The sequence below is a fragment of the Larkinella sp. C7 genome (assembly GCF_006149005.1).
In the GTDB taxonomy this organism is placed as follows: Bacteria; Bacteroidota; Bacteroidia; order Cytophagales; family Spirosomataceae; genus Larkinella.
This window is the reverse complement of sequence record NZ_VBSL01000006.1, coordinates 257098-280689: the sequence shown is the minus strand read 5'-3', so window position 1 is coordinate 280689 and position 23592 is coordinate 257098. Positions and strand designations below refer to the sequence as shown.

Annotated in this window: 19 protein-coding genes; 10 read left to right on the top strand and 9 right to left on the bottom strand. The window is 52.6% G+C overall.

From position 1 onward, the window contains the following. The first annotated feature begins 64 nt into the window (after window positions 1-64). The 5 genes from FH871_RS17405 to FH871_RS17385 all read left to right on the top strand — a co-directional run bounded on the left by FH871_RS17405 (window position 65) and on the right by FH871_RS17385 (window position 6556). Entirely contained in the window at window positions 65-700 is a 636-nt protein-coding gene (locus FH871_RS17405; protein WP_138992686.1) for an acetyltransferase, read from the top strand. Window positions 701-1321: 621 nt separating this feature from the next. Beyond that, the gene (locus FH871_RS17400; protein ID WP_138992685.1) at window positions 1322-2134 is read left to right on the top strand and encodes an alpha/beta hydrolase; all 813 of its coding nucleotides are present in this window, start codon (window positions 1322-1324) and stop codon (window positions 2132-2134) included. Between the two features lie 97 nt (window positions 2135-2231). Beyond that, the gene (locus FH871_RS17395; protein ID WP_138992684.1) at window positions 2232-3035 is read left to right on the top strand and encodes an alpha/beta fold hydrolase; all 804 of its coding nucleotides are present in this window, start codon (window positions 2232-2234) and stop codon (window positions 3033-3035) included. A gap of 23 nt (window positions 3036-3058) precedes the next feature. Next, window positions 3059-4054: an alpha/beta hydrolase gene (locus FH871_RS17390; protein ID WP_138992683.1), complete on the top strand. Its 996-nt coding sequence runs from the start codon at window positions 3059-3061 to the stop codon at window positions 4052-4054. A 198-nt stretch (window positions 4055-4252) separates the two neighbouring features. After that, a complete protein-coding gene (locus FH871_RS17385; RefSeq protein WP_138992682.1) occupies window positions 4253-6556 on the top strand; it encodes a histidine kinase dimerization/phosphoacceptor domain -containing protein in 2304 nt (767 codons plus the stop codon). A 4-nt stretch (window positions 6557-6560) separates the two neighbouring features. Here the strand turns inward: FH871_RS17385 and FH871_RS17380 are convergent, their stop codons facing one another. Further along, window positions 6561-9047 (bottom strand): sigma 54-interacting transcriptional regulator, encoded by a 2487-nt coding sequence (locus FH871_RS17380; RefSeq protein WP_138992681.1) that lies wholly within the window; start codon window positions 9045-9047, stop codon window positions 6561-6563. 284 nt (window positions 9048-9331) lie between these two features. On the opposite strand from FH871_RS17380, the gene FH871_RS17375 reads away from it, so the two are divergent. Continuing rightward, a complete protein-coding gene (locus FH871_RS17375; protein WP_138992680.1) occupies window positions 9332-10177 on the top strand; it encodes an AraC family transcriptional regulator in 846 nt (281 codons plus the stop codon). Window positions 10178-10186: 9 nt separating this feature from the next. On the opposite strand, the gene FH871_RS17370 is transcribed toward FH871_RS17375, so the two are convergent. After that, a complete protein-coding gene (locus tag FH871_RS17370) occupies window positions 10187-11128 on the bottom strand; it encodes a GDP-L-fucose synthase (protein WP_138992679.1) in 942 nt (313 codons plus the stop codon). A gap of 115 nt (window positions 11129-11243) precedes the next feature. On the opposite strand from FH871_RS17370, the gene FH871_RS17365 reads away from it, so the two are divergent. Beyond that, on the top strand, window positions 11244-12185 hold the full coding sequence (locus tag FH871_RS17365; RefSeq protein WP_229317354.1) for a toxin-antitoxin system YwqK family antitoxin: 942 nt from the start codon (window positions 11244-11246) through the stop codon (window positions 12183-12185). 2 nt (window positions 12186-12187) lie between these two features. On the opposite strand, the gene FH871_RS17360 is transcribed toward FH871_RS17365, so the two are convergent. The 6 genes from FH871_RS17360 to FH871_RS17335 form a co-directional block, all read right to left on the bottom strand. Next, window positions 12188-12817 carry an SGNH/GDSL hydrolase family protein gene (locus FH871_RS17360; RefSeq protein WP_138992850.1) on the bottom strand — a complete coding sequence of 210 codons (630 nt, stop codon included), beginning with the start codon at window positions 12815-12817 and terminating at the stop codon, window positions 12188-12190. 79 nt (window positions 12818-12896) lie between these two features. Then, a complete protein-coding gene (locus FH871_RS17355) occupies window positions 12897-13871 on the bottom strand; it encodes a hypothetical protein (protein ID WP_138992678.1) in 975 nt (324 codons plus the stop codon). A gap of 89 nt (window positions 13872-13960) precedes the next feature. Then, window positions 13961-16906, bottom strand: a complete 2946-nt coding sequence (locus FH871_RS17350; RefSeq protein ID WP_138992677.1) for a pitrilysin family protein — start codon at window positions 16904-16906, stop codon at window positions 13961-13963. 129 nt (window positions 16907-17035) lie between these two features. Further along, complete coding sequence (locus FH871_RS17345; protein WP_138992676.1) at window positions 17036-18130, bottom strand: hypothetical protein; 1095 nt, start codon at window positions 18128-18130, stop codon at window positions 17036-17038. Window positions 18131-18151: 21 nt separating this feature from the next. Then, entirely contained in the window at window positions 18152-19876 is a 1725-nt protein-coding gene (locus tag FH871_RS17340) for a M56 family metallopeptidase (RefSeq protein ID WP_138992675.1), read from the bottom strand. A 2-nt stretch (window positions 19877-19878) separates the two neighbouring features. Beyond that, a complete protein-coding gene (locus FH871_RS17335) occupies window positions 19879-20241 on the bottom strand; it encodes a BlaI/MecI/CopY family transcriptional regulator (RefSeq protein WP_114404570.1) in 363 nt (120 codons plus the stop codon). A 203-nt stretch (window positions 20242-20444) separates the two neighbouring features. Between FH871_RS17335 and FH871_RS17330 the strand changes: the two genes are divergently transcribed. After that, window positions 20445-20918, top strand: coding sequence for a gliding motility lipoprotein GldH (locus FH871_RS17330; protein ID WP_114404571.1), 474 nt, complete (start codon window positions 20445-20447; stop codon window positions 20916-20918). 1 nt (window position 20919) lies between these two features. After that, window positions 20920-21549 (top strand): LON peptidase substrate-binding domain-containing protein, encoded by a 630-nt coding sequence (locus tag FH871_RS17325; RefSeq protein ID WP_138992674.1) that lies wholly within the window; start codon window positions 20920-20922, stop codon window positions 21547-21549. On the opposite strand, the gene FH871_RS17320 is transcribed toward FH871_RS17325, so the two are convergent. Then, window positions 21546-22679 (bottom strand): AI-2E family transporter, encoded by a 1134-nt coding sequence (locus tag FH871_RS17320; RefSeq protein WP_138992673.1) that lies wholly within the window; start codon window positions 22677-22679, stop codon window positions 21546-21548. The genes FH871_RS17325 and FH871_RS17320 overlap by 4 nt on opposite strands. Window positions 22680-22702: 23 nt before the next feature. Here FH871_RS17320 and FH871_RS17315 point away from each other — a divergent pair, with 23 nt between their 5' ends. Next, the gene (locus FH871_RS17315) at window positions 22703-23548 is read left to right on the top strand and encodes a hypothetical protein (protein WP_138992672.1); all 846 of its coding nucleotides are present in this window, start codon (window positions 22703-22705) and stop codon (window positions 23546-23548) included. The last annotated feature ends 44 nt before the right edge of the window (window positions 23549-23592 follow it).

Sequence of the window (23592 nt, the reverse complement as noted above, 5' to 3'; positions counted from 1 at the left end):
GATTGCAAACTTTTTCGGACGGTTATGCGGTTTGTTAACAATACCTTAATGTAATTCAATCAACATGGAGAATCCGGTACTCATCTTGGGAGCAGGCAGTTTGGGCGTCACGGCGTTGGACATTTTTCAGCGCAACGGTGTGGTCGTCTACGGTTTGCTGGATGACGATAAAAAATTACACGGCAAGGAATTCGGGGACGTGACGGTGTTGGGTGAAACCGACGACGACGGTTTTCTGAAACTCATCGGCCATAAATGTGAAGCCTTCGTGGCCGTGGACGACACCCGCGTCCGGAAAAAACTGGTCAAAATGCTGAACGACCGGCGGCACGTTCAACCCGTCAACGCCATTCACGATACCGCCGTTATGGCCGCTACGGCCACCCTCGGCCACGGGAATCTGATTGCGGCCCGGGTGGTGATCAACCCGTTTGCAGAAATCGGCCAGCATTGCATCATTCAGTCGGGTTCGGTCATCGAGTCGCAGGCCAAAGTCGGCGATTTTGTCCACATCGGAACGGGCAGTTCCATTAATTCGGCGGTCACCATCGAAGAAGGCGCTTTCATTGGTACGGGTGTAACGGTTATTGCGGGCGTCACCATTGGCAAAAACGCCCGGATCGGCGCGGGTTCCGTTGTGATCGAGAACGTGGAAGCCGGGACGACGGTGTTCGGTAATCCGGCGAAGAAAGTCGGATGAGTTGTTACACAGAGTTGATCAGAGATAATCGGGGTTTATCAGAAAATTTTTCTGATGACCTCTGATTTTCTCTGATCAACCCTGTGTAATAGCCAAGTTCATTTCCGTGATTCTTACCGCTTTGTCGTTGATTTTTACCGGTCCTCTCCCGCAGAAGGAACCGACCTTTGCCCGGGACGATCAGACAACTCGTTCCCGGAATCATGACAACCTTCTTTTGCTTCTCCGCTCCTTCTTTTTCCGCGTCCAGTCGGTACTATGGAGCCCCTTGATGAACTCCTCTTTCCGGAAATCCTCGCATCAATCGCGTTTTCACTGATCGTAGTCGTTGTTGTTTCCCTATTGGCCATCCTCATCATGTGGCGTTTGGTAAAACTAACGCTGTCAAACGTTCCCTCCTGGGTATGGATCTTACTGATCTTTTTTATAGCCTGGACCACTCAATACGTCATCACGTCTCTGATTAACCCCTAGCATCATTACCGGAAAAAACCACGGATTGCCAGCGTTTTCCGTGATTCTTACCGCTTTGTCGTCAATTCGTACCAGTAATCTCCCGGACGTCGAGCCGACCTTTGTCCCGTTCTTTCTAAACAACCGATTCTTAAAAACCAGAAAAAAATGAAAAACTCCACCTCAAAAACCGTCGTGTTCATCACCGGCGCATTTGTCAGCCACACCTGCTGGGACGAATGGCGGACCTATTTTGAATGCAAAGGCTATACCACCTTTGCTCCGCCCTGGCCTTACAAAGACGCCCCGGCCGTCGAACTCCGGGCCCGCCAGCCCAACGACAAGCAACTGGCGCTGCTAACGCTGGGCGAACTGGTCGATCATTATGTAGACTTCATCGAGGCACTCCCCGAAAAACCCATCGTGATCGGGCATTCTTACGGCGGGATGCTGACGCAGATCATGGTAAACCGGGATCTGGCTGCGGCTGGTGTCGCCATCCACTCCATTCCGCCCCTGGGTGTGTTTCCCTACGAGTTTTCGTTTTTGAAAGCCGGCTGGAAATCACTGGGCATCTTTACCGACCTGGAGGAAACGTATCTGATGTCGTTTGAAGACTGGCAATATGCCTTCGTCAACGGCATGCCGCTCGAAGAACAGCAGGCTTCGTACGAAAAATACATCATCCCGGAATCAAAAACCGTTGCCCGGGGCGCCCTGACGAATGTCTCTAAGGTGGATTATGCCAAACCGCACGCGCCCTTGCTGTTTACGGCGGGCGATCTGGACCACATCACCCCGGCTCACCTGAACATCCGAAATTTCAGAGCCTATGAATTCAATGGTTCCGTGCTGGATTACAAGTTATTCAGTGGCCGCAATCACTACGTGCTGGGGTTGCCGACCTGGCAGGAAGACGCCGATTTTATTCTGGACTGGATCGATACGAAAGTTCTGGTGAAAAAAGCTGCTTCAGTTTAACCGCCAAAGACGCTGCGTATACAAAATACCGTTCTTTACTCCACACCATTTTTTTGATTCTAACCACACTTTTTATCTCATAAACACGTCTGAAATCATGAAATTTCTCCTGATGCTTATTGTCCTGGCCTGTCCGTTTCTGGCAACGTCCTGCGACGACGACAAAACGGAAGCGGCCCCCAAACCGACTTTCGTATTCGTACACGGTACATTCGCCGATGAGTCGGCCTGGCAGTTGATCAAGCCCAAGCTCGAACAGGCTGGTTATTCGGTGGTTGCCTTCAATTTGCCCGCCCACGGCACTGACCAGACCCCCGTGAGCAAAGCCAATTTTGAGTTGTATGTCAGCACGGTCGTCCAGAAAATCAATGCCATTTCGGGGAAAGTGGTCCTGCTGGGTCACAGCATGGGCGGCATGGTCGTCACCCAGGTGGCGGAGCAGATTCCGGCCAAAATCGAGAAGCTGGTGTATCTGTGTGCTTTTCTGCCTAAAAACGGCCAGACGTTGTACGAACTGGCCAGTTCTGATACCGAGAGTTTGCTGGGACGCAGCCTGCATCCGGAAGCGGATGGCCTGACGGCTTCTCTGCCGCCGAATGTGCTGGTTCAGGTTTTTGCCGTCGATGCGCCGGAAGCCATTCAGAAAGAGGTGGCGAAAACCCGGCCGGAACCGCTGGCGGTTTTTGCGGCCAAGGCCAGTCTGACGGACGCCAACTTTGGCAAAATCCCCAAATACTACATCAAAACGCTGAAAGATGAGGGCGTCACGCCTACGTTACAGCAACGCATGATCGACGGCTACCCGGGCAAAATCACGAAAATCTATACGATGAACACGAGCCACAGCCCTTACTGGGCCAAACCGGACGAGCTGGTGACCATTTTGAAGGAGATTAATTAACGCACATTTCATTTTAAACGAACATGGAAATACAGAGACTGCCCGCGATCGAACCGCTCGATCCGGCAACGGACCCCGCCATCGAGAGCCACACCAAAGCTTTTCTGAACGCCCTGAACAGCGGTGGAGGCACACCGATGGAACAACTCAGTCCGGCAGAGGCCCGGGCGGTGCTGGAATCGGCCCAAACGTCGGTCGAGGTCGATTTGTCCGGCATTTATGTTTCGCATCAGACCATTTCGCAGGACGGTTTAAGCGTGGATCTGGACATCGTGCGCCCGGCGGGGGCCGCCGGGATTCTCCCCGTTTTCCTGTTTTTCCACGGCGGGGGCTGGGTGCTGGGCGACTTTCCGACCCACCAGCGTCTGGTGCGCGATCTGGTGGTCGAGTCGGGGGCCGTAGCGGTTTTTGTCAATTACAGCCGCTCGCCGGAAGCCCGGTTTCCCGTAGCGCTCCATGAGTCGTATGCCGCTCTCCAGTGGGTGGCCGAAAACGGGCCGGAGCTAAACGTCGACGGTTCGCGGCTGGCCATCGTTGGAAACAGTGCCGGGGGCGATCTGACAGCCGCCGTCGCGCTGATGGCTAAGGACAAAAACGGTCCGAAAATTCGGTTGCAGGTGTTGCTGTGGCCCGTTACCAACGCCGATTTTGACACGGTTTCGTACCATCAATACGCGACTGACCGGTTTCTGACCCGCAACATGATGATCTGGTTCTGGAACAGTTACGCCCCGAATCCGGAAGACCGCCGATCATATTACGCGGCCCCGCTGCAAGCCACCCTCGAGCAGTTAAAAGGGTTGCCGCCAACGCTGGTGCAGGTGGCCGAAAACGATGTGCTGCGCGACGAAGGCGAAGCCTATGCCCGCAAGCTGGACGAAGCCGGAGTGCCGGTTACGCTGATTCGCTACCAGGGCATGATTCACGACTGGGGGTTGCTCAATCCGCTGAGTCAGGTGCCCGGTACGCGCTCGCTCATCACCCACGCAGCGGCTGAATTGAAGAAGTTCTTAAGCTGACAACCGCCTGGTTGCCGCGTCGGCGACTCCGTATGGGTTCTATGCTGAAAATAAAAAGAGAAAACCGTTGATTCAACGCGCTTTACCGGCGTATTTTTAAGAAAGAGAAACCAAGTTCACACCGTCGACCTATTTCGTTGAAGCAACACTCGTCCTGACGTGTTGCTTCAATTTGTTGTTCTAACTTCCCGCGTTCTGATGAGACGATCCGTTTTTTTCTTTCTTTTCTGGGGACTATGGCTGCTTTGTGAGCAGGGTGCTCATGCGCAGGCAAAAACCCATTCGATCGATAGCTTAAAAGTGCTGCTCCAGCAAAGCCGTCCCGACACCAACCGGGCCAATCTGCTGCTGGAACTGGCCCGGAGCTTCATCCTTAAACCGGGCGAACAGGCAAGCGATCTCGATACGGCCTTGCTATTGGTGCGTCAGGGTTATTCGGTCAGCCGGTATTTACAGTATGAGAAAGGAGAAGGAAATGCGTATTTAATTGGTGCACAGGCATATCGCGAAAGCGGAAATACGCAGCAAGCCCGCCGGTTTGGTCAAACGGCCATCCATCGCTTTACTAAAAACCGCCATGTCGCCGAACTGGCGGCTGCCTATATGGAATTGGGCAACACCTATGGCAGTTACGATGAAGAACTAAAGCAACGAATCACGTATTACGAACGGGCGCTGCCTTTATTTCAGCAGGTCGGTAATCAAGAGCGAGAGGCCACTACCTTACGGGAGCTGGCTGACTTTTACCATATCCTTTTAAATACCACCAAAGCAATTGAGTTGTTAAAAAAATCACTGGCTATTTATAAACAAATTAACTATCCAAATTTGCAAGGTGTCTATGATTTATTAGGAGTATTATATAACACGACCGGCGATTTCAGGATGGCGACAAAGTATGGGTTGTTAGCCTTAAAAACGGCGGAACAACAAAATGATACCACCCTGCAGTTATGCACCATTTATAACCGGATTGGCATAAATTATGATGATGCGCATGATCACAAACAGGCCATTCAGTATTTTCTGCGCTCGCTTGCGGTAGCCCGGCAATACAATGACCTGCCCTCCATTGGCCTTGTGGGCGCTAATCTGGGTACATCGTATTTTAAATCAGGCCAATACGACCTGGCCATTGCCTTCCTCTTGAAACTAAAAAAAGAATATACCGCGCCTGATTTATATTTCAACATCAGGGTAAATAGCTTATTCCTCAAGATTTATCAAAGCAAGAACCAGTATAAACAGGCCCAGTACCATTACAATCAATTGATCGATCAGGTTGCGCAATTTAAAAAGGCTTATCCGGGCTATCTATCCATTATCCTGGTCTACCCGCCCCTGATTGATTTCCTGATCAACACGCATCAACTTGAGCAAGTGAAACCCCTTTTAAAGGAACATGTTGAAAATGCTGAACAGATGGAAAATAAAAGTATTATCGCCACCAGCCATCTCATGCAGTTTCGATTGGATTCCGCGCAGGGCCATTACCTAACCGCCATCAATCACTTTAAAACCTACAAATCACTTCAGGATTCGCTGTATAGTGAGAATAAAAACAAGGAGATTGCGCGATTAAATGTAGAGTTTCAAACCGAAAAAAGAGAACAGCAACTCGACCTCAACCGAAAAAACATTCAACTCCTGACCAGTGCGAATCTGGCGCAGAAATCCCGGAATGAAATTGAGCGCAACAGCATGGTTGGCGGGGCCGTTCTGCTCACCCTGCTCCTGGGACTGACCTACAACCGCTACCGGCTGAAACAACGCACCAACCAGCAACTCGAAACGAAACAGCGGCTGATTGACCAGAAAAATCAGTCGCTCCAGGAGGTATTGAGTGACAAAGAACGGCTTTTGGAAGAACGCGAATGGATGTTGCGGGAGATTCACCACCGGGTTAAGAACAACTTGCAGGTCATTTCCAGTATGCTCAACTCCCAGTTTGACTTTCTCAACGACCCGACCGCTCTGGCCGCCATCCGCGAGAGTCAGAACCGCGTGCAGGTCATGGCCCTGATTCACCAGAAACTCTATCAATCCGACAATCTGGCCCAGATCAACATGCGGGAATACATCCACGAAATTGTGGATTACCTCATCGAATCCTTCGACCGGTTCAATACCATTCACCCTCAGGTCATGAGTGTCGATGTCCAATTCGATGTAGCCCTGGCCACGCCTTTGGGCCTGATCATCAACGAAGCCGTCACGAATTCGCTCAAATATGCTTTTCCCCAAAACCGTCCCGGCACCGTCATCGTCACCCTAACCAGCGTCGAAGAGCAGACCTACCGACTGATGATCAGCGACGACGGGGTGGGATTGCCTGCCGGGTTCGATGTTACCCGCAGCAACTCACTGGGCCTGACGATGATTCGCGGGTTGAGCAAACAGATCAAGGGGCAATTGGAGATTACACAGGAAAACGGGGTGGAAATCAGTCTGCTGTTCAGCGTGGCTAAAAAACCGGTGCGGACGGTTTTGCAGACGAGCTGATGGATTAAACGGGCCGAACGGTGATGTTCAGCTTTTTCATGCGCGCTTCCAGCGTCGTCGGTTTGATGTTCAGGAGTTCGGCGGCCCCACCTTCGCCCCGGATGCGATTGCCCGATTTTGCCAGAGCCGCCAGAATCGCCGTTCGCATCGTGGCCTGCAAAGGTTCCACTTCCGCAGAGGCCGGTGAAGCAACCGACGGAATCGCCAAACCCGTCAGCAGCGGCTCGGCGAGTTCCAGCGTGGTAGTGCGCGACAGAATGGCCGCCCGCTCCAGCACGTGTTCCAGCTCCCGAATGTTGCCTGGCCAGGCATACTGCCTCATCTGCTGCAGCGACGAATTGGCAATCCCGGTCAGCGGTTTCCCCAGTTTTTTGCCGATTTTTTGCAGAAAATGCGTCGTCAGCGGCAGCAAATCCTCCAATCGCTCGCGCAGGGGCGGCAATCGGATCGGAAAAACATTCAGTCGGTAATACAGATCCGAACGAAACCGGCCTGCCGTCACTTCCTGCTGTAAGTTTCGATTCGTAGCCGCAATGATCCGGACATCCACCTGGATCGGTCCCTTTCCGCCCAGCCGTTCAATCTCTTTTTCCTGAATCACCCGGAGCAGTTTGGCCTGCAACTCCAGGGGAAGCTCCCCTATTTCGTCCAGAAAAATAGTACTCCCATTCGCCAGTTCAAATTTGCCAATCCGCTTTTCAGTAGCCCCCGTGTAGCTTCCGCGTTCGTGGCCAAACAGTTCGGATTCCATGAGTTGAGAGGGTAGTGCCGCGCAGTTTACTTTCACCACCGACCGGTTTTTGCGGTTCGACTGGTTGTGTACCGCCCGGGCAATCAGCTCTTTTCCCGTACCGGTTTCGCCCGTAATCAGTACGGTAGAATCCGTTTTAGCGACCTGCCCCACACTTTCAAACACGGTTTTCAGGGCCGAACTGGTTCCAATAATCTCCTCGAAATTATGGCCGGTTTTAATTTCCTCCGTCAAATACGTCTTCTCCTGTTCCAGTTGCTCACTCAAGTCCCTGATTCGCTCATAGGCTACCAGATTTTCCAGTGCCAGCGCGATCTGACTGCCGATTTCCTGCAAAACCAGTACGTCTTTTCGGGTAAACGCATACGCGGCTTTGCTACCCAGCAACAGCGATGCCATCGGCTGGCCTTTGCTCATAATCGGGATATAGAGAAACGCTTTCCAGTCGGCTCCTTTGCCATACACGGCCTCGGCCAGTCTCCGCTGCTTTTCCGTTTCCGGCGATTGTTGGTCCGCAGGTTCCGTAAACCAGGGCGTCATTCCAGTCAGAGCGGCCACGGAGTCCTGAGCGGGCATCAGGGTGAATGAACCGCCCACTTTCTGTACCACGGTCGTCGTAGTGGATGAGGTCTTCGTAGAATCAATCCGAAAAATCGCCAACCCATCGATGGGCAGGAGGTTGTTGAGCGCTTTCGCCACCAGCGGAACGATCTCAGCGCGGTCTTTGCCATTCCGAAAAGCCGTCACAATGGCCAGTTCCGTCGCTTTGGTCTGCCGGTGGGCTTCGATTTCTTCGTAAGCCAGCAGGTTGTTCAGGGCCAGCGCAATCTGGGGAATAATCAGACTAATCGCGTCATACTCTTTCCGGGAAAAACCGTCGGCAAGCGTGCTGGACAACAGGATGGTAGTAGACGATTCCCGCTTCAATTGAATCGGAAAAAACGCCAGTGACCGAACGCCGAAACGGTCCCGGCAGGCGCGAATGGCCGGGTACCGTTCGCACAGTTGATCAAAGGCGGTTTCGGTGAAAATACCGCTCTGCTTATCCGGTTGGCCCAATGACTCCCGTTTCAGGTCATCGATCATTTCGTCCCGCAGCTCACTTTGCACCAACGAAGTGAACGCAATGCGCTCAAAGACTCCAGGAGCGACCTTTTGCAACATCAGCCAGTAACTGGCGGTTTCGTCGGACAAACCGATGCGCAGGTTGAAGAAGGAAAAGGGAACAATTTGATCGATTTGATCGGCAATAGCCAGACAAAGTTGGCTGCGATCCTGAATGGTTACAATGGCATTGTTCACGGCCATTTGCAATGCCTGTTGCTGCCTTAAACGGGCTTCTTCACTATGAGCGTGCCGGTAGCGGGCGATTTCCAGCGTGGACAGAACGTCTTTTTCGCGAAACGGCTTGTTCAAAAACCCGAACGGGTGTGTTTCTTTGGCCAATTCCAGCACACGGCTCGTCAGGTTGGCTGACAGGTAAACGAAGGGCGTATTTTTTTCACGCAGCCAGTGCGCCAAATCGATGCCGGTCTGATCGCCATCCAGAAAAATGTCCAGCAAGACAATATCCGGTCGCTGCTTTTCGACCATCGTGATCGCTTCCGGAACCGATCCGGCCAATCCAATAACCCGGTAGCCCGCCTTTTCCAGGATGCGCCGAAGGTCGTTGGCAATCATAAATTCGTCCTCGACAATGAGCAAGGTAGGCGACGGAACCAATTCGTTCGGAGACAGCATTTTTTCTGGATTTTGGATTCGGTTCCCGGTACGGTGAACCCAAAGATACAAACAAGAATACACGGGTGTAACCTCCAAAATCCAACTCCACTATAATGGAGGCAATCCAATATAGTGGAGGACATTACCGGCCACAAGCAGGCTTAAAGCAATTTATAAAATACTGAAAACCAAAATATTAACTACCATCTACGGTTTACTTTCATTCGTAAAGGAGGGGGTGGCATTTCGTTGGTATACAGTGTCATTAAATTGATTCCGAACAACCTGAAACGCTCTTCTGTATGAAACGCTACCGCCAACAAGAACCGCTGCTCGTTCAGCAAGTCGAAACCAGTCAATGGCTTTTGCCGGTTCATACGCACGACTTCTATGAACTCATTCTGATTGGCAAGGGCAGTGGGAACCACATCATCAATGATAACCGCTTCCCGTATACGACGGACGATGTATATTTTCTCGGCCCTTCAGACCATCATTCTTTCAGCGTGGCTGAAAAGACCCAGTTCTGTTTTCTCACGTTCACCGATGCGTACCTAGCCGGTTTGGCCAACGTCAAAAATACCGTCTGGAAGCGAATCAAAACCTATAGCCTGCACACCACGCACGGTTTTACGGGGAGTCTGATTAAAACCGCAACAGACCAACAGCACCTGAAGGCCCTGTTGTCTATTCTGCTGAGCGAACAAAAAAACCGCCAGCTTTCTTCGCCGATTGTTGATGCCCTGATGGGCGTTATTCTGGGCCTGATTGAGCGTCAGATTACGCAACAACAACTCAAATCAATCCACACATTAACGCCTTCTGCCGATCTGATCCCGAAAATTATAGCCTACATCTGTCAGCACATCATGCAACCCGAATCCCTGCGCATCGAGCAGTTGGCCGATGTTTTCCATTATTCACCCGGTCATCTGAGTGCGCTGTTCAAGCAGCAGGTCGGCGAATCGTTGCAGCACTACATCATCCAATACAAACTGAAGCTGGTTGAAAAACGGCTGCGGTTGAGTTCACTGACGGTTTCGCAAATCGCCGACGAGTTTGGGTTTACCGACATCTGCCACCTGAATAAACTCTTCAAACGGTATTACCGGGATACCCCGATGGTCTATCGAAGAGCGCGGGTGTAATAACCTAAATCACTCCACATACAACTCCACGTTTGCCAGGAAATCCTGGTACGTCCGTTCCACACCGTCTTTCAATTCCGTGGTGTGTTTCCAGCCCATGTCGTGAAGCCGCGAAACGTCCATCAGCTTGCGGGGGGTGCCGTCGGGTTTGTCGGTATTCCAGCGGACTTCGCCTTCGTAGCCCACCACCTGCTGCACCTGCTCCACCAACTCCCGGATCGTGACGTCTTCGCCGGTGCCGATGTTGACAAACAGTTCCTCGTCGTAGTTCTGCATCAGGAAAAAACAGGCATCGGCCAGATCATCGGCGTGCAGGAATTCCCGGCGGGGCGTCCCCGTCCCCCACACTTCCACAAACGGCTGGTCGTTGACCTTGGCTTCGTGGAATTTGCGAATCAAAGCCGGTAAGACGTGCGAGCCCTGCAAATCGTAATTGTCGTTCGGCCCGTAGAGATTGGTCGGCATGGCCGAGATGAAGTTGCAACCGTACTGACTCCGGTAGGCTTCACACAGCTTGATCCCGGTTATTTTGGCGATGGCGTAGGGCTCGTTGGTCGGTTCCAGAAAACCGCTCAGCAAATATTCCTCCTTCAACGGCTGGGGAGCCAGTTTCGGATAAATGCAGGACGAACCCAGAAACAGCAATTTCTTAACGCCAGCCACGTAGGCATGGTGAATGATGTTGGCTTCAATCAGCAGGTTATCGTACAGGAATTCGGCCCGGTAGGTGTTATTGGCAACAATACCGCCCACTTTTGCCGCAGCCAGCACCACGTAATCCGGCTTCTCGGTCTGAAAAAAATCTTCGACAGCAGCCTGGTTGCGCAGATCCAGTTCCGACGAGGTGCGAACCAGCAGATTTTCAAATCCTTCCGCCTGTAATTTCCGGACGATGGCCGATCCAACCATCCCCCGGTGACCAGCTACGTATATTTTAGCGTCTTTTTCCACAATTCAGTATTTTAGTACTAAAGTTAGGCACGGTTTCTGACAAAATAAAACCACATCAAAAACGTTGCATTGATAAGGTTAAACCGGCCAAGCCGCTGAGACTGATTTACGCTGCATGAAACGAATTACGATACTTGGGTTATTACTGGGTAGCGGGCTGGTGGGAACAGCCCAGACGACTACCTCACCCGTTCAGAACTCCTTCACCACCTCACAAGCTCCGGTTACGGATAAGTCGGCCAAGGGCGACAAACCCGGCCTGTCGCTGGTGCCAACGGGTGTGGAGAATCTGGTGAGCGAAACGCTGCCCGATCTGGGGCTGAAAGTCAAGCAATTCAAGAAAGACCAGAAAGAGAAATCCGAACGCAGGAAGAAACAAAAGCTGGCCCGGACGGAATACGAAGGCATCCCGATTGTCGAACAATACACGAAGTTTGGCAGTGGCGACCGCACCATCATCGAGAAGTTTACGGTTTTGAAGCAATACCGCCAGCCGAATGCCTACGTCCGCGAAACCTACTGGTTTGACCCCAAAGCCCAGCGGATTTCATCGGCACTGATCAAAGACAAGGAAAAGGTCATGATCATGCACGGGCCGTATAAGCGCTATCAGAATGGTATTCTGCTCGAAGAAGGCTACTATTACGTGGGTGCCAAAGACGGCCGCTGGGAAAAATACGACGCCAACTATAAACTCCTCGATAAGCAAAAATGGGATCGCGGTTTTCCCGCCGAATCCGAGATCACGTATTACGATTCCGCACATACCAAAATCAAGGAAGTGCTGCCGAAGGAGTTTGGGAAAGTGAACGGGCAGTACATGGCGTTCTACGAAGGCGGCCAACTGGCGGCTGAAGGCAAGTATGACAACGGCGTGAAAGTTGGGCGCTGGGTCGAATACTACCAGTTCCGGCGGCAACGCAAGAAAATCACCCAGTATGGCCGCGACCGCTGGACGGAAGAATTTGAACCGTACGTCATCAGCGAGTGGGACGACAAAGGAAAGATCACCTACGAGCGCCCGAAAGAAAAAGAGGTCGCGGAAGACGATCAGTAAGCCTACAGCAATTTCTTCACCACCGGCAAGGCTTTTTCGGCCCACTGGCGGTATTGTTTCCCCGAAAAATGCAGCCCGTCTTCGGCAATTTGTGACGGATCTCCGGCCGCCATGCGCGACGTTGGCGTAATATCGACGTACGTAATACCGGCTTTTTTGCATTCATCCTGCGCCACGGCATTAAAGGCGTCAATCTCTTTCGCAATCTGCTGCCGATCCCGGCCTGAACCGGCGGCATAGGGCGTTACGCCCCAATCGGGAATAGACAACACAAAAACCCGCCCCGGTTTCCCCGCGGCAAAGCGAGTAGCGGTTTGCAGCAAAGCCCGAAATTCCGTGCGGTATCGTTCGACGTCCTGCCCCCGGTATTGGTTGTTGACCCCAATCAGGAGCGACACCAGTTGGTACGTTTTCTGGTTTCCGCTCTGTTTGATGGCGTCGCTTAGCTCGCTGGTGGTCCAGCCGGTCCGGGCAATGATATCGGGATCGGTGATGGTTACCCCGTCTTTACGCAGCAAACCGGCCAGCAAAACGCTCCAGCGGTCGGCAACCGGCACACTCTCGCCAATGGTGTAGGAATCGCCGAGGGCGAGGTAATTGGCGTCAGTCGACGCGCCGGGTTGGGTTGTCATAAGGTCGTCTTCGGCACCGGGTTGGGCGCAGGCCAGAAGGAGAAAAAGAAACAACAGCGTCACGCAGCATCGTAAAACGTTAAAAGTCACCGGAATAAAACGGACTAAAGACGTAATAACTGCTGTCGCGTTTGGCCCGTTTGGGCGCGGTTTTGATAAGAAGTGCATACCGGCTTTGGCGTTTTTCAGTCCGCATCCAGTCTGTAAAGGGCCGTTCGTGGGTGTACAGCCGGTCTACTTCGCGGACATGCACGGTTTCCACCTCTTTCGGATCAACCGGAATGCCGTTGATGAAGACGTCGATGTCGCTGATAAACTCCTCCTGAATTTTCAGGTGCTGGTTTTTCGTCCGTTTCACGAATACGTCCTTATACCCGAAAAAAGTGGCTTCCAGCAGTTTATTCATCGTATACGTGTGCGAAGCACCCAGCGGATGATCCGACATCCCCGCAGCCTTCAGCATCGCGACCAACTGCTGCCGCTCCGGCCCCATCGGAATGGAATGCTTGCTGATTTGAATCAATATACGATACGGATTGGGATCCGGATTGTCGATGCCGTCAAACTGGTGCAGCACGAAAAGCTCCTCGATGTAATCGATTTTCAGCTTCGCCAGCAGAGCCGCCGACGCCTGTTTACCATTGATGTACACCAGCGCCTGGGCTTTGTAGTTTTCCGCCAGCGTCAAAACGTTGTCTTTCAGGTTGATAATAAACGGGGCATTGAATTGGAGAACCGTTGCGGTTTTGAGCTTGCTTTTCCGCTGGTAGTACGTCAGCGACCGTCCCCAGAGCGGACCGTCTTCCAGTTTGGTCACCAGCAGGCGGGTCGGGTTGATCAACGGAAAATCGGGACGATGGGTCACGTTCACTTCGCTGGTGGTCTGCTCATTCTGGCACGCCATCACCACCAGCACCGTTGCGACCCAAAGGAGCGCATACCGCCACCAGGCTTCGTCAGAACGGGCCTGGTTCATCATCTGAATGCGGTTTTTCAATCCGGCGTACTCAAACTGGTTCGTGAACCGGTAGCGATATGGGCGTTTATGCTTCATGATCAGCTCTTTATCAGGAAGATCGTCTCATTGCTGACATGAGTAAAGATAGTGATTTGGTTTCAATCAACAAGCGTCCTTTAGCGGGTTCAATACCCGAAAATCTCCTCCAGCGACACCTTTTTTACGTTGCCATACTGGCTTAGCTGATCGGCGTTTACCCGTTTTTCCGAGGCCACAATGCAATAGGTATACGGTTTGTTGGCCAGGTGCTCGTCACTGAATTTCTTCAGGTCGGTATAGCTCAACTGGTCGAGGGCATCGTAAATCTTCTGGCGTTCGTCGTAGTCCAGGCCTTTTTCTTCAGCGGCCAGGTAGCTGTAAATCACGGCGTCCTGCAAAACCCGCTCGGTCTCATAGCCCTTTTTCATCCCTTTCCGGGCCGCATCCAGGGCCACCGGCGATTCGGGCAGGGCGTTCAGCAACTCATTCATCCCGGCAACGGCTTCGGGCAGTTTATCCGCCTGACTACCGATGTAACCGATCAGCGTATACTGCTCGTCTTTTTTGGCGGGCGTGTCGTAATAGGCATACGTCGAATACGCCAGCGCTTTCGATTCGCGGAGCGTCTGGAACACCACCGAGGCCATGCCGCCCCCGAAATAGTTGTTGAAAAACTCGACAACCGGGGTTTGGGCCGGATCGTAGGCCCGGGTGTTGCGCACCCACGAGATTTCGGACTGTACCATGTCGTAATCCGCAAACAAAACCTGGTTTTCATTCTGCGCAACCTGCTTGAAAGCCCGCTTCGTGGGAAGGGCGGCAAACGTCGCGGGCAATTTGTGCAGGCTTACGATCTGCTTTTCAAAAACCGCCAGCGGTTTCGGACCGTAATAAATGATCTGATGCGGCAGATTGACCAGATTATGCAGAAAGGCGACCAACTCCGCAGCCGTCACTTTTTGCAACTCGTCGTTGGTCAACTGGTTGTTAAACGGGTTTTGGGGACCGTACTGCGCGTATTGCATCAATCCCTGCATGATCGTCTCTTTGCTGAGTTTGGCGTCGGAGCGTTGTTTCAACACCCGCCCTTTGAGTTCTTCCAACGCTTTTTCATCCGGTTTACAGGTCCTCAGCAACGTTTCGAGCAGTTTCACCGCCGGTTCGAAATTTTCCTGCAAGCCACTCAACCGGATGGTGGTGTATTCGTTGCCGGGCTGAATGGAGTAGCTACAGGCCAGGCTGTAGAACTCGGTGCTCACCTGCTCGGCACTCAAATTCGGCGTGCTCAGGAAAGCCAGGTATTGCGTTGCCAGACCCAGGAGTTTGCTGTGGTAGGTGCCCATTTTCAGCCGGTAGCCCAGCCGGAAAATCTCGTTTTCCACGTTGGCCGCATACAGCACGTCCGCCATCCCGGCTTTGCCGCGTTTCACGTCTTTCTTGTAATCAAGCCACACCGGTTTGATCGGGGCCATCGGCAGGTCGTTGACGGTTTGCAGAAACGGCGACTGCTTGTCGGTGTTGGTCGCAACGGGCGTAATGGCCGGTTTTTCTACTTTCTGAATGCTCTTGTCCTCCCCTTTCCGTTTGTAAACCACCACATAATTGTCCTTAAACCACTGATTGGCAAAGGCTACCACGTCTTTCTTCGTGATTTTGCTCATCTCGTCCAGGCGACGGGTGTAGTCGACCCAGCTTTCGCCTTTGTCATTGACGAACGCATCCAGCATCGGAGCCACCCGGCTGTAGTTGTTTTCCAGGCCGCGGATGGCGTTCAGTTTGTAATTGTTGACGATGGCCCGCAGGATTTTCTCATCGAACTCCCCGCGCTTCAGTTTCTCCACCTGCCCGATCAGCAGATCTTTCACTTCTTCGAGCGTCTGCCCCTGTTTGGGTCGGCCCGACATCGTCCAGACGGAATAATCCTTCAGTTTTTCGATGGTCGAGCCACCACCCAGAATCTTCTGCTGTTTGTTGAGGTTGAGGTCAATCAGCCCAGCCGCCGAGTTCGACATCACCTCATCGGCCAGCGTCGCCAGCAGCGATGATCGCACGTCGAGCACACCCGGCAGGCGGTAGCCGATCCGGACGTTGTCGGGCGTGGGGCCAAACACTTCCCGGGTTTGAATCCGGGTCAGCGGGGCTTCGGGGGCCGGATTGTAGAGCTTTACTTCTTTCGGTTTCCAGTAGCTGAACTTCTCGTCAATTTTTTTGATGACCTCATCCGGGTTCAAATCCCCCGCCATAATGATGGCCATGTTGTTGGGTACGTAGTAGTTGTTGAAATACTTCCGGATTTCGAGCAGCGACGGATTCTTGAGGTGTTCGACGGTCCCGATGGTGGTTTGCTGGCCGTAGTTATGAACCGGAAACAAGGCCGCCATCAGGGTTTCTTCCACTTTCCAGGGATCGTTGTCGAGACTCCGGTTTTTTTCTTCGTACACCGCTTCCAGTTCGGTGTGGAAAATGCGCAGGACCGGATTACGGAACCGCTCGGCCTGCAACGTCAGGTAGCGGTCGATGGCGTTAGCGGGAATGTCTTCGAGGTAGCAGGTGACCTCATAACTGGTGAACGCGTTGGAATTCTGCGCGCCCATGTTGGCAATCATCTTATCGTACTCGTTGGCAATGGCAAACTTCGCAGCCTCACCCGATTTCTGGTCAATTTCCCGGTAAATGGCTTTCCGTTGAACGGTATCCGTCGTTTGGTTGTAGCGTTCATACAGCGCATCGATCTGATCGAGCAGTGGTTTTTCCTTCGCCCAATCCAGACTGCCGTAGCGGTCGGTGCCTTTGAACAGCATGTGTTCGAGGTAATGCGCCAGCCCGGTATTGTTTCGCGGATCGGTATTGGAGCCCGCCCGCGTTGGCATAAACGAGAAGATGCGCGGTTCTTTTTTATTGACACTCAGGATAACCGTCAATTGGTTTTTGAGGGTATAAAACCGGGTTTGCATTGGGTCGTTGGTCACGTAGCGATACGTATAGCCGTTGCTGGTAGCGGTTTTCCATTCGGTAGCCGCGCCGGTTTTCTGGCCCATGGCTGACGGCACGATTACCAGCAACAGGCTCAGCGATAACAGAAATTGTTTCATTTTCAGGGGAAGTAAAGTTACGTTGTATAAAGAATGGGAACACGGATTAAACGGATAGAACGGATTTACACTGATTATAATCAGTTTTTTGATCCGTTCCGTCCGCCTAATCCGTGTTCCCATCAAACACTATTGGCTGAGGAAAAGCTGGACATACCGCTTTTTCCGGCCCGGTCCGGCGGATTCATCCCGAACATCGTTGGTAATGACCGTATGAAGCTGATTCGGATCGAACATCGCTATCTGGTCGGCACTCACTTCCTTCCCATCGATGAACACCGAAACATTTTCCGAGTGATATAGCTGAAGCTGACCATTTGCATTGACAAAGACACCCAGATTCTCGTTTCTTCGACCCGGATTTGCGCGCAGCCACTCCCCTTTCACGGCTGAACGACTGCCCGCCATAAATTTCTGATTTTTCTGGATCAAATAAGCCATTCGGCTTTCGGTCACCAGGCCCGCAACGGACGCTTCGTCTTCTTTCACGACCTGGGACAATACATCCGGCATTCCAGAACTGGCCATGCCCATGCCCAGCGAACCGCTCTCGGCCAGATAGCCGCCAATCGACTTGATCGGTTCGCCAGTCTCATCCCCATTGGACGTTGAACCGGAACTACCATTCTGTTTATGAACTTTTACGCCAATGTCATTGATATAGACCTGAAACGGATCAAATTTGACATGCGTAAAATCGAAGGTAAACCGGGATTGTTCTTCAATCGTTTGTTTCAATTCCGAAAGATCTTTGAACGACATTTTGGGCGTAATCACCCAGTACAGCAACTTCCCTTCCCGAACAACATACCGGCTTTGTTTTTCCGTATTCACCACCGGTATTTTATCAATAGCCTGGGCCGAATCGGGAATTGCCACGGATTTTTCGACCAACTCTTCCACTGGTTTCGGAACGATTTTCAAATCGGATTCCGTGGGCGAATCAGCCTGATCAACAACCGCAGAAAAAACGGGTTTTGGCTTCGCGATCACCACCGGTTTTTTCTTTACCACCACCGATGACGTTTTTTTCGGCTTCTCTACCGCAGCCATCGTCGTCACCAGTCCGGTAACCGTAAACAACACCAGATAGACCAGCCACGACCACCCGGATTGGGATGCCTGATTCATCATCTGAATGCGGTTTTTCAAAAACCGGGGGCCGAATTGGTTGACGAAGCGGAACTGCTCCGGGTGCTGCCGAAAAATACCATTCGTTTTCATACGCGGGTTCAGAAAAACCGTTTAATCCGCCAGCAACTGGCGCTTGGTTGTAACCACCACAAGGCCCTTGGTCGTGAACATCGGCTTGACCATTCCCGCCGATCCTTTGTCGAAAACCGCTACCGAAATCTTGTCGTCGGCAGCCAGTTCCCGAAACGCCTGGTACGAACCCCGCTTGCCATCGATCAGAAAGGTAAACTGGGTGAGTTGTTCCGGCGAGAGCGTTTTCTTGTACAGAAGCTGGCGGCCCATCGCCATCACCTCCGGATTGGCCGAAAAAACCGCATCCAGAATTTTTCCGTCGATCATCGTGGCCCCGTAGCGCCCGGTTTTGCCAAACCGCTTCATGGCTTCCTGCGCCGTCAGCACCGTGCGTTTGTAGTCGGACACGGAGCCAAAGCCAAACGGCTGACCCGGCCGCAGGTTCAGCACCCGGCCGTTGAGCACCACCACCGGTTTTTCGTGTTCCCAAATCGAAAACAAGGTGTCGGGCAACTGCATCACCCGCCGGGTAGTCTGCACCACAAAGGGCTTCGACGGGTCGGGTTGAATCGCGGTGATCACAAAGGGCGGTATTTGATTGAGCGTCCGGGCAACGACCTGTTTGCCGTTTTTTACTTCCACCGAAATGTGATCGATCTGGCCGGAACGATTGACGTCGGCCTGGTAACGCATCGTGATGCCCCGTTCCGCAAAAACCGCCTGCATCACGTCCAGATCCTGCAAAGAGGTAACCGCCGTAATCAACCCGAACACGCCAAACCGGTTGTCGACCACATACCGGGAAACGGTTTTGGGCGTGGTAAAGGCCGAACACGAGAGGACAATACTAACACTAAAAAGCAGGTACGTTTGCCACCCCCGGTTCGACCGGGGCCGGTTCATCATCGAAATCCGGCTTTTAAGCTGCGGCTGATTGAATGAATTGGTCGCCGGTCGAACGGGAACCGGCGTTTCGCCCGAGAGGCTGGCTTTCAGCAGGTAATACTGGTATTTTTTCTTCTCGATGCCTTCGTCCAGCACTTCCCGGTCCACCAGATATTCCAGGTTTTCCTGCACGAGCCGCTGGTGCCACCAAGCGAACGGGTTGAACCAGAAAAAGACCCGCAGCCATTCGGCCAGCAGCATATCCAGGCTGTGCCACTGCCGGCAATGCACCCGCTCGTGCAGCAGAATCTGGTCGAATTCGTCCTGTTCATACAGTTCCGGATTCAGAATAACCCAGCGAAAAAAGGAAAAAGGAGCATCGACCTCCGCGTTGACCACCAGCCAGACATCGTCCTCCCACGACCGCTCCGAGCGCGCGATCAGCCGCGCCAGCGACAAAAGCTGCACCAGCAGCCGCCCGGCCAGAAAGATTACCCCTGCCAGATACACCCACAACGCCAGTTTTTGCCCGTTGAAAGTCGATTCCTCCGGCTGGATTTCCGGCAAGACATCCGGCATCTGGGCGGGCGGTTTTTGAAATTGGGGAGTGGGTTGGGCCGGTTTCAGCCGCGACCAGTCCAGGCCTCTCCAGTCCGGCACCCGCAGGTTCGGAACGGTTTGCTGCACCAGATTCCGGACGGGTGCGGGCCGAAAGTCGGGCAACTCGACCAGTGGCAGCACCAACGCCAGCGCCACGTTCAGCCCGAGCAAATACCGGTTCAGGCCAAACCAGGTGGCCCGGCGAAGCAACAGCCGGTAGCAGAGCGTCAGCACCGCCAGAATCAGACCCGCTTGCAGGAGGTAAATCAACAGGCTCATGGCTACTGCCCCTTCTCGATCATCGTGATGATTTCTTTCAATTCGTCCACCGAAATTTTATCCTTTTTGGCAAAGTAGCTCACCAGGTTTTTGTAGGAATCATCGAAATAATCCGACACGACTTTCTTCAGCACAAAGCGGTTTTGGTAGTCTTCCTTGCTGATAATCGGATAGTATTCGTGGGTATTGCCATACGCCTGATGGCCGACATACCCTTTTTCCTCCAGATTCCGGATAATGGTCGAAACGGTGTTGTAATGCAGGGGCGGGTCGGTGAAATAGGCCAGCATGTCTTTTACAAACGACTGCTCGACTTTCCACAAAACCTGCATGATCTCTTCTTCTTTGGCAGTTAACTTTTCCATCGCGCTTATTTTAGGTTAACAAAGTTCTGTCCGGACAAAAACCGGTGACCATTTATAAGGTCCTGACTCCATAATGACGAATATAGAACGGTTTAGGTAGCTTGCAAACTATTTTCGTAGTTTTTTATTCTGCCCCCGGCCACGGCCTTAATTTGAATCTACGCGGGAGGGTCGTAGTTTTGTGTAAAGACAGCTTACGCTCCATGAAGAAATTACCGATAGGATTACTGGCCGGGTTGTGGCTGTTGCTGGCGGGTTGCGACGAGAAGGCGGTTTATAAAGGAATCGATGACATCGAAGACGGCACCTGGTACATCAAAAATACGCCGGAGTTTACGTTCGAAATTGCCGACACGACGGTCACCTATTCCGTTTATTACAACATTCGGAACAGTGTTTCGTATCCGTACTACAACCTGTACATCCGTCGTTATTTGCTGGACGGAACCGGAAAAATGCTGGAGTCGAAACAGGACGAACTGACGCTCCTCGACCCGAAAACCGGAAAACCGTACGGCGACGGTCTGGGCGATCTGTTCGACCACCGGATCAGCATGATGAAAAAATACCGCTTTCCGCGGAGTGGAAAATACACGATCCGCTTGCGGCAATACATGCGCCAGAACCCCCTGCCGGAGATTTACAGCGTGGGGGTGACGGTGGAAAAAGACTTATAGTATGGAAATTTATTTGCCTCTCTTCCCGCTGAATCTGGTTGTGTATCCCAACGAAGATCTCAATCTGCACATTTTTGAAGAACGCTACCGGCAGTTGATCGCAGAGTGCCTGGAAAAAGGCCAAACCTTTGGCATTCCGGCGTTTATCAACAACAAACTGCCCGGCTATGGCACCGAAATGAGCGTTACTACCCTACACAAACGGTATGACGACGGGCGGATGGACATCAAATCGAAGGGGGTCCGGATTTTTCGGGTTGCCCATTTCGAAAATCCGTCGCCGGGAAAACTCTACGCGGGCGGCACCGTGCAGGTGGTGGAAGTTGAACCCGAAATGGGCGACCACCTGGACGAACTGATTGTCAAACTGACCCGGCTGTACCGGCTGCTGCAGATCAAATCCGAAATTGACGAAGAAACGCCCCTCCTGTCGTTTCGGGTGGCACACAAAATCGGTTTGTCGGTTGAGGAAGAATACGAGCTGCTGACGATCGACCACGAAAACGAACGCCAGCGGTTTCTGATCCGCCACCTCGACCGGGTGTTGCCGGTGGTTTCGGAAATGGAACGCACCAAAGACCGCATCAAGATGAACGGCCATTTCAAGAATCTGGACCCGTTGAAATTTTAATCCACCAAATCCTTGACTTTTTTCGGCAGTTTATCCGTCAACTCCTTGACATTCATTGGTTTTTTCGGACGTTCGGCTTCACCCAGCAGGAAACCGTACGGTTTGAGCGGTTCGACGGCATCGAAAACAACTTTAAGAATGGCCGTCATGGGTAGCGCCAGAATCAGGCCGGTCACGCCCCACAACTGCCCCCAGAGTAACAGGACGATAATGGCCGCCAGCGGGTTGATGCTGACCTTGGAACCCACGATGTAGGGCGTAATGAAATTGCCTTCCAGAATCTGGACGAACGAAAACACGCCGATGACGCCCAGGGCGACCAGCGGATTGTCGTGGGTCAGCAAGGTGAACAGGGCTGGCAGCAGTGACCCGATCAGAATGCCGATGTACGGAATCAGGATCATGAACGCGCCCAGAAAACCGAAAAAGACGGCGTAATCGATGCCCAGAATCAGCAGACCGACCGTGTTCAGCACGCCCACAATGATGATGACAAGCACCAACCCAACCAGATAATCCTTGACAACGGTGTAGATCCGGCCAAAAACGATGTCGATCTTGGCCCGCTTCGTACTCTTGAATACTTTGTAAAAAAACGAGCGGAAGAAGTCGCGGTACAGCATCAGAAAGAAGATATACAGCGGCACAATCGAGATGGTCGACAGCGTGTTGGTGGTAGCCAGCAAGGTGGACGTCAGAAAAGACCCGCTTTCGCGAATCAGGTTGTTGACGTAACTCCGGGCCTCGGCCACCATTCTTGAACGTTCGATGTGAAACCGGTCTTCCCCAAACGTCTGCAATCTGTCCAGAATTTGATTGCCCCGTTCGAGCAATTTAGGAGCCTCACTGGTAAAACTGGAAATTTGCAGGGAAATGAGGTAAAAGAGCAGGTAAAAAAAGCCGATCATGATCACCAGGCATACCAGAATGGCCGGTACGCGCGGCACCCGCCAGCGTTCGAGCCGGTGGTTGATCGGATACAGGATCATGGCGAACAGAATCGAAAAAACCAGCGGTACGATCAGTTCCTGCATGGCCGACAGCCAGTAGACCAGAATCGTCAGCACAATCATGATGCAGGCAAACCGGACGTACGACGGTAAATTGACTTCAGGTAATTTGTTTTCCATATTTTAGGTGCGGTATTCGAACTATGACCTCTTTTCTTCTTTTTTTATTTTCGCTCAAAGTAGCCCTTTGCTCCTGCCACCCGGAGAACAAACGCAGCGGTTTTCGCAGCGGGCGGGCTCAGTATGCGGTTTCACGGGTCGGGCGGCTGGCACCGGTGGTCAACGAAAGTTCGGGGCTGTCGTATCGGGCCGGTCGCAACACATTCTGGACGCACAACGACAGCGGGGGCCGACCCACACTCTACGAAGTGGCCCGCGACGGTTCGCTCGTCGATTCGCTGCCCCTGCCGATGCTGAAAAACCGGGACTGGGAAGCCCTGGCGAGCCAGGACACCACGGCGGTGTTTATCGGCGACATCGGCAATAATGCCAACGCCCGAACGGATCTCCGCATTTACCGGGTCGATCCCAAACAACCTAACGATTTTCAGGCCATTCCGTTTCACTACGCCCGGCAGAAATCGTTTCCGGCGTCGAAAGATACGCGTAATTTCGACAGCGAGGCCCTTTTTGCCGCCAAAGACAGTCTGTTTCTCATCTCAAAAAACCGGTCGGAGCCCCGGCGGCTCGTCAATCTCTACGGGATGCCCGCCCAGGGCGGGAACCACGCTCTGGTTCCTGCCGACAGCATTTTCCTGAAAAGCATGGTGACCGATGCCGCCCTCAGCCCCGACGGCCAAACGCTGGCGGTGTTGACCTACGGCAAGATTTTCCTGTTTGAGCAGAAAAATAACCGCATCGATTTTCAACACCCGACGCGCTGCCTGCGGATTCCGAGGGGGCAAACCGAAGGACTGATGTTTGTGAACAACACGGATCTGGTGATGACGAATGAACGGGGAAGGATGTATTTGATTCGGAGGAAGTGATGTTGAACCTCTTGTCGTCGTCTCGTGAAAGGAGAGTGGTTACT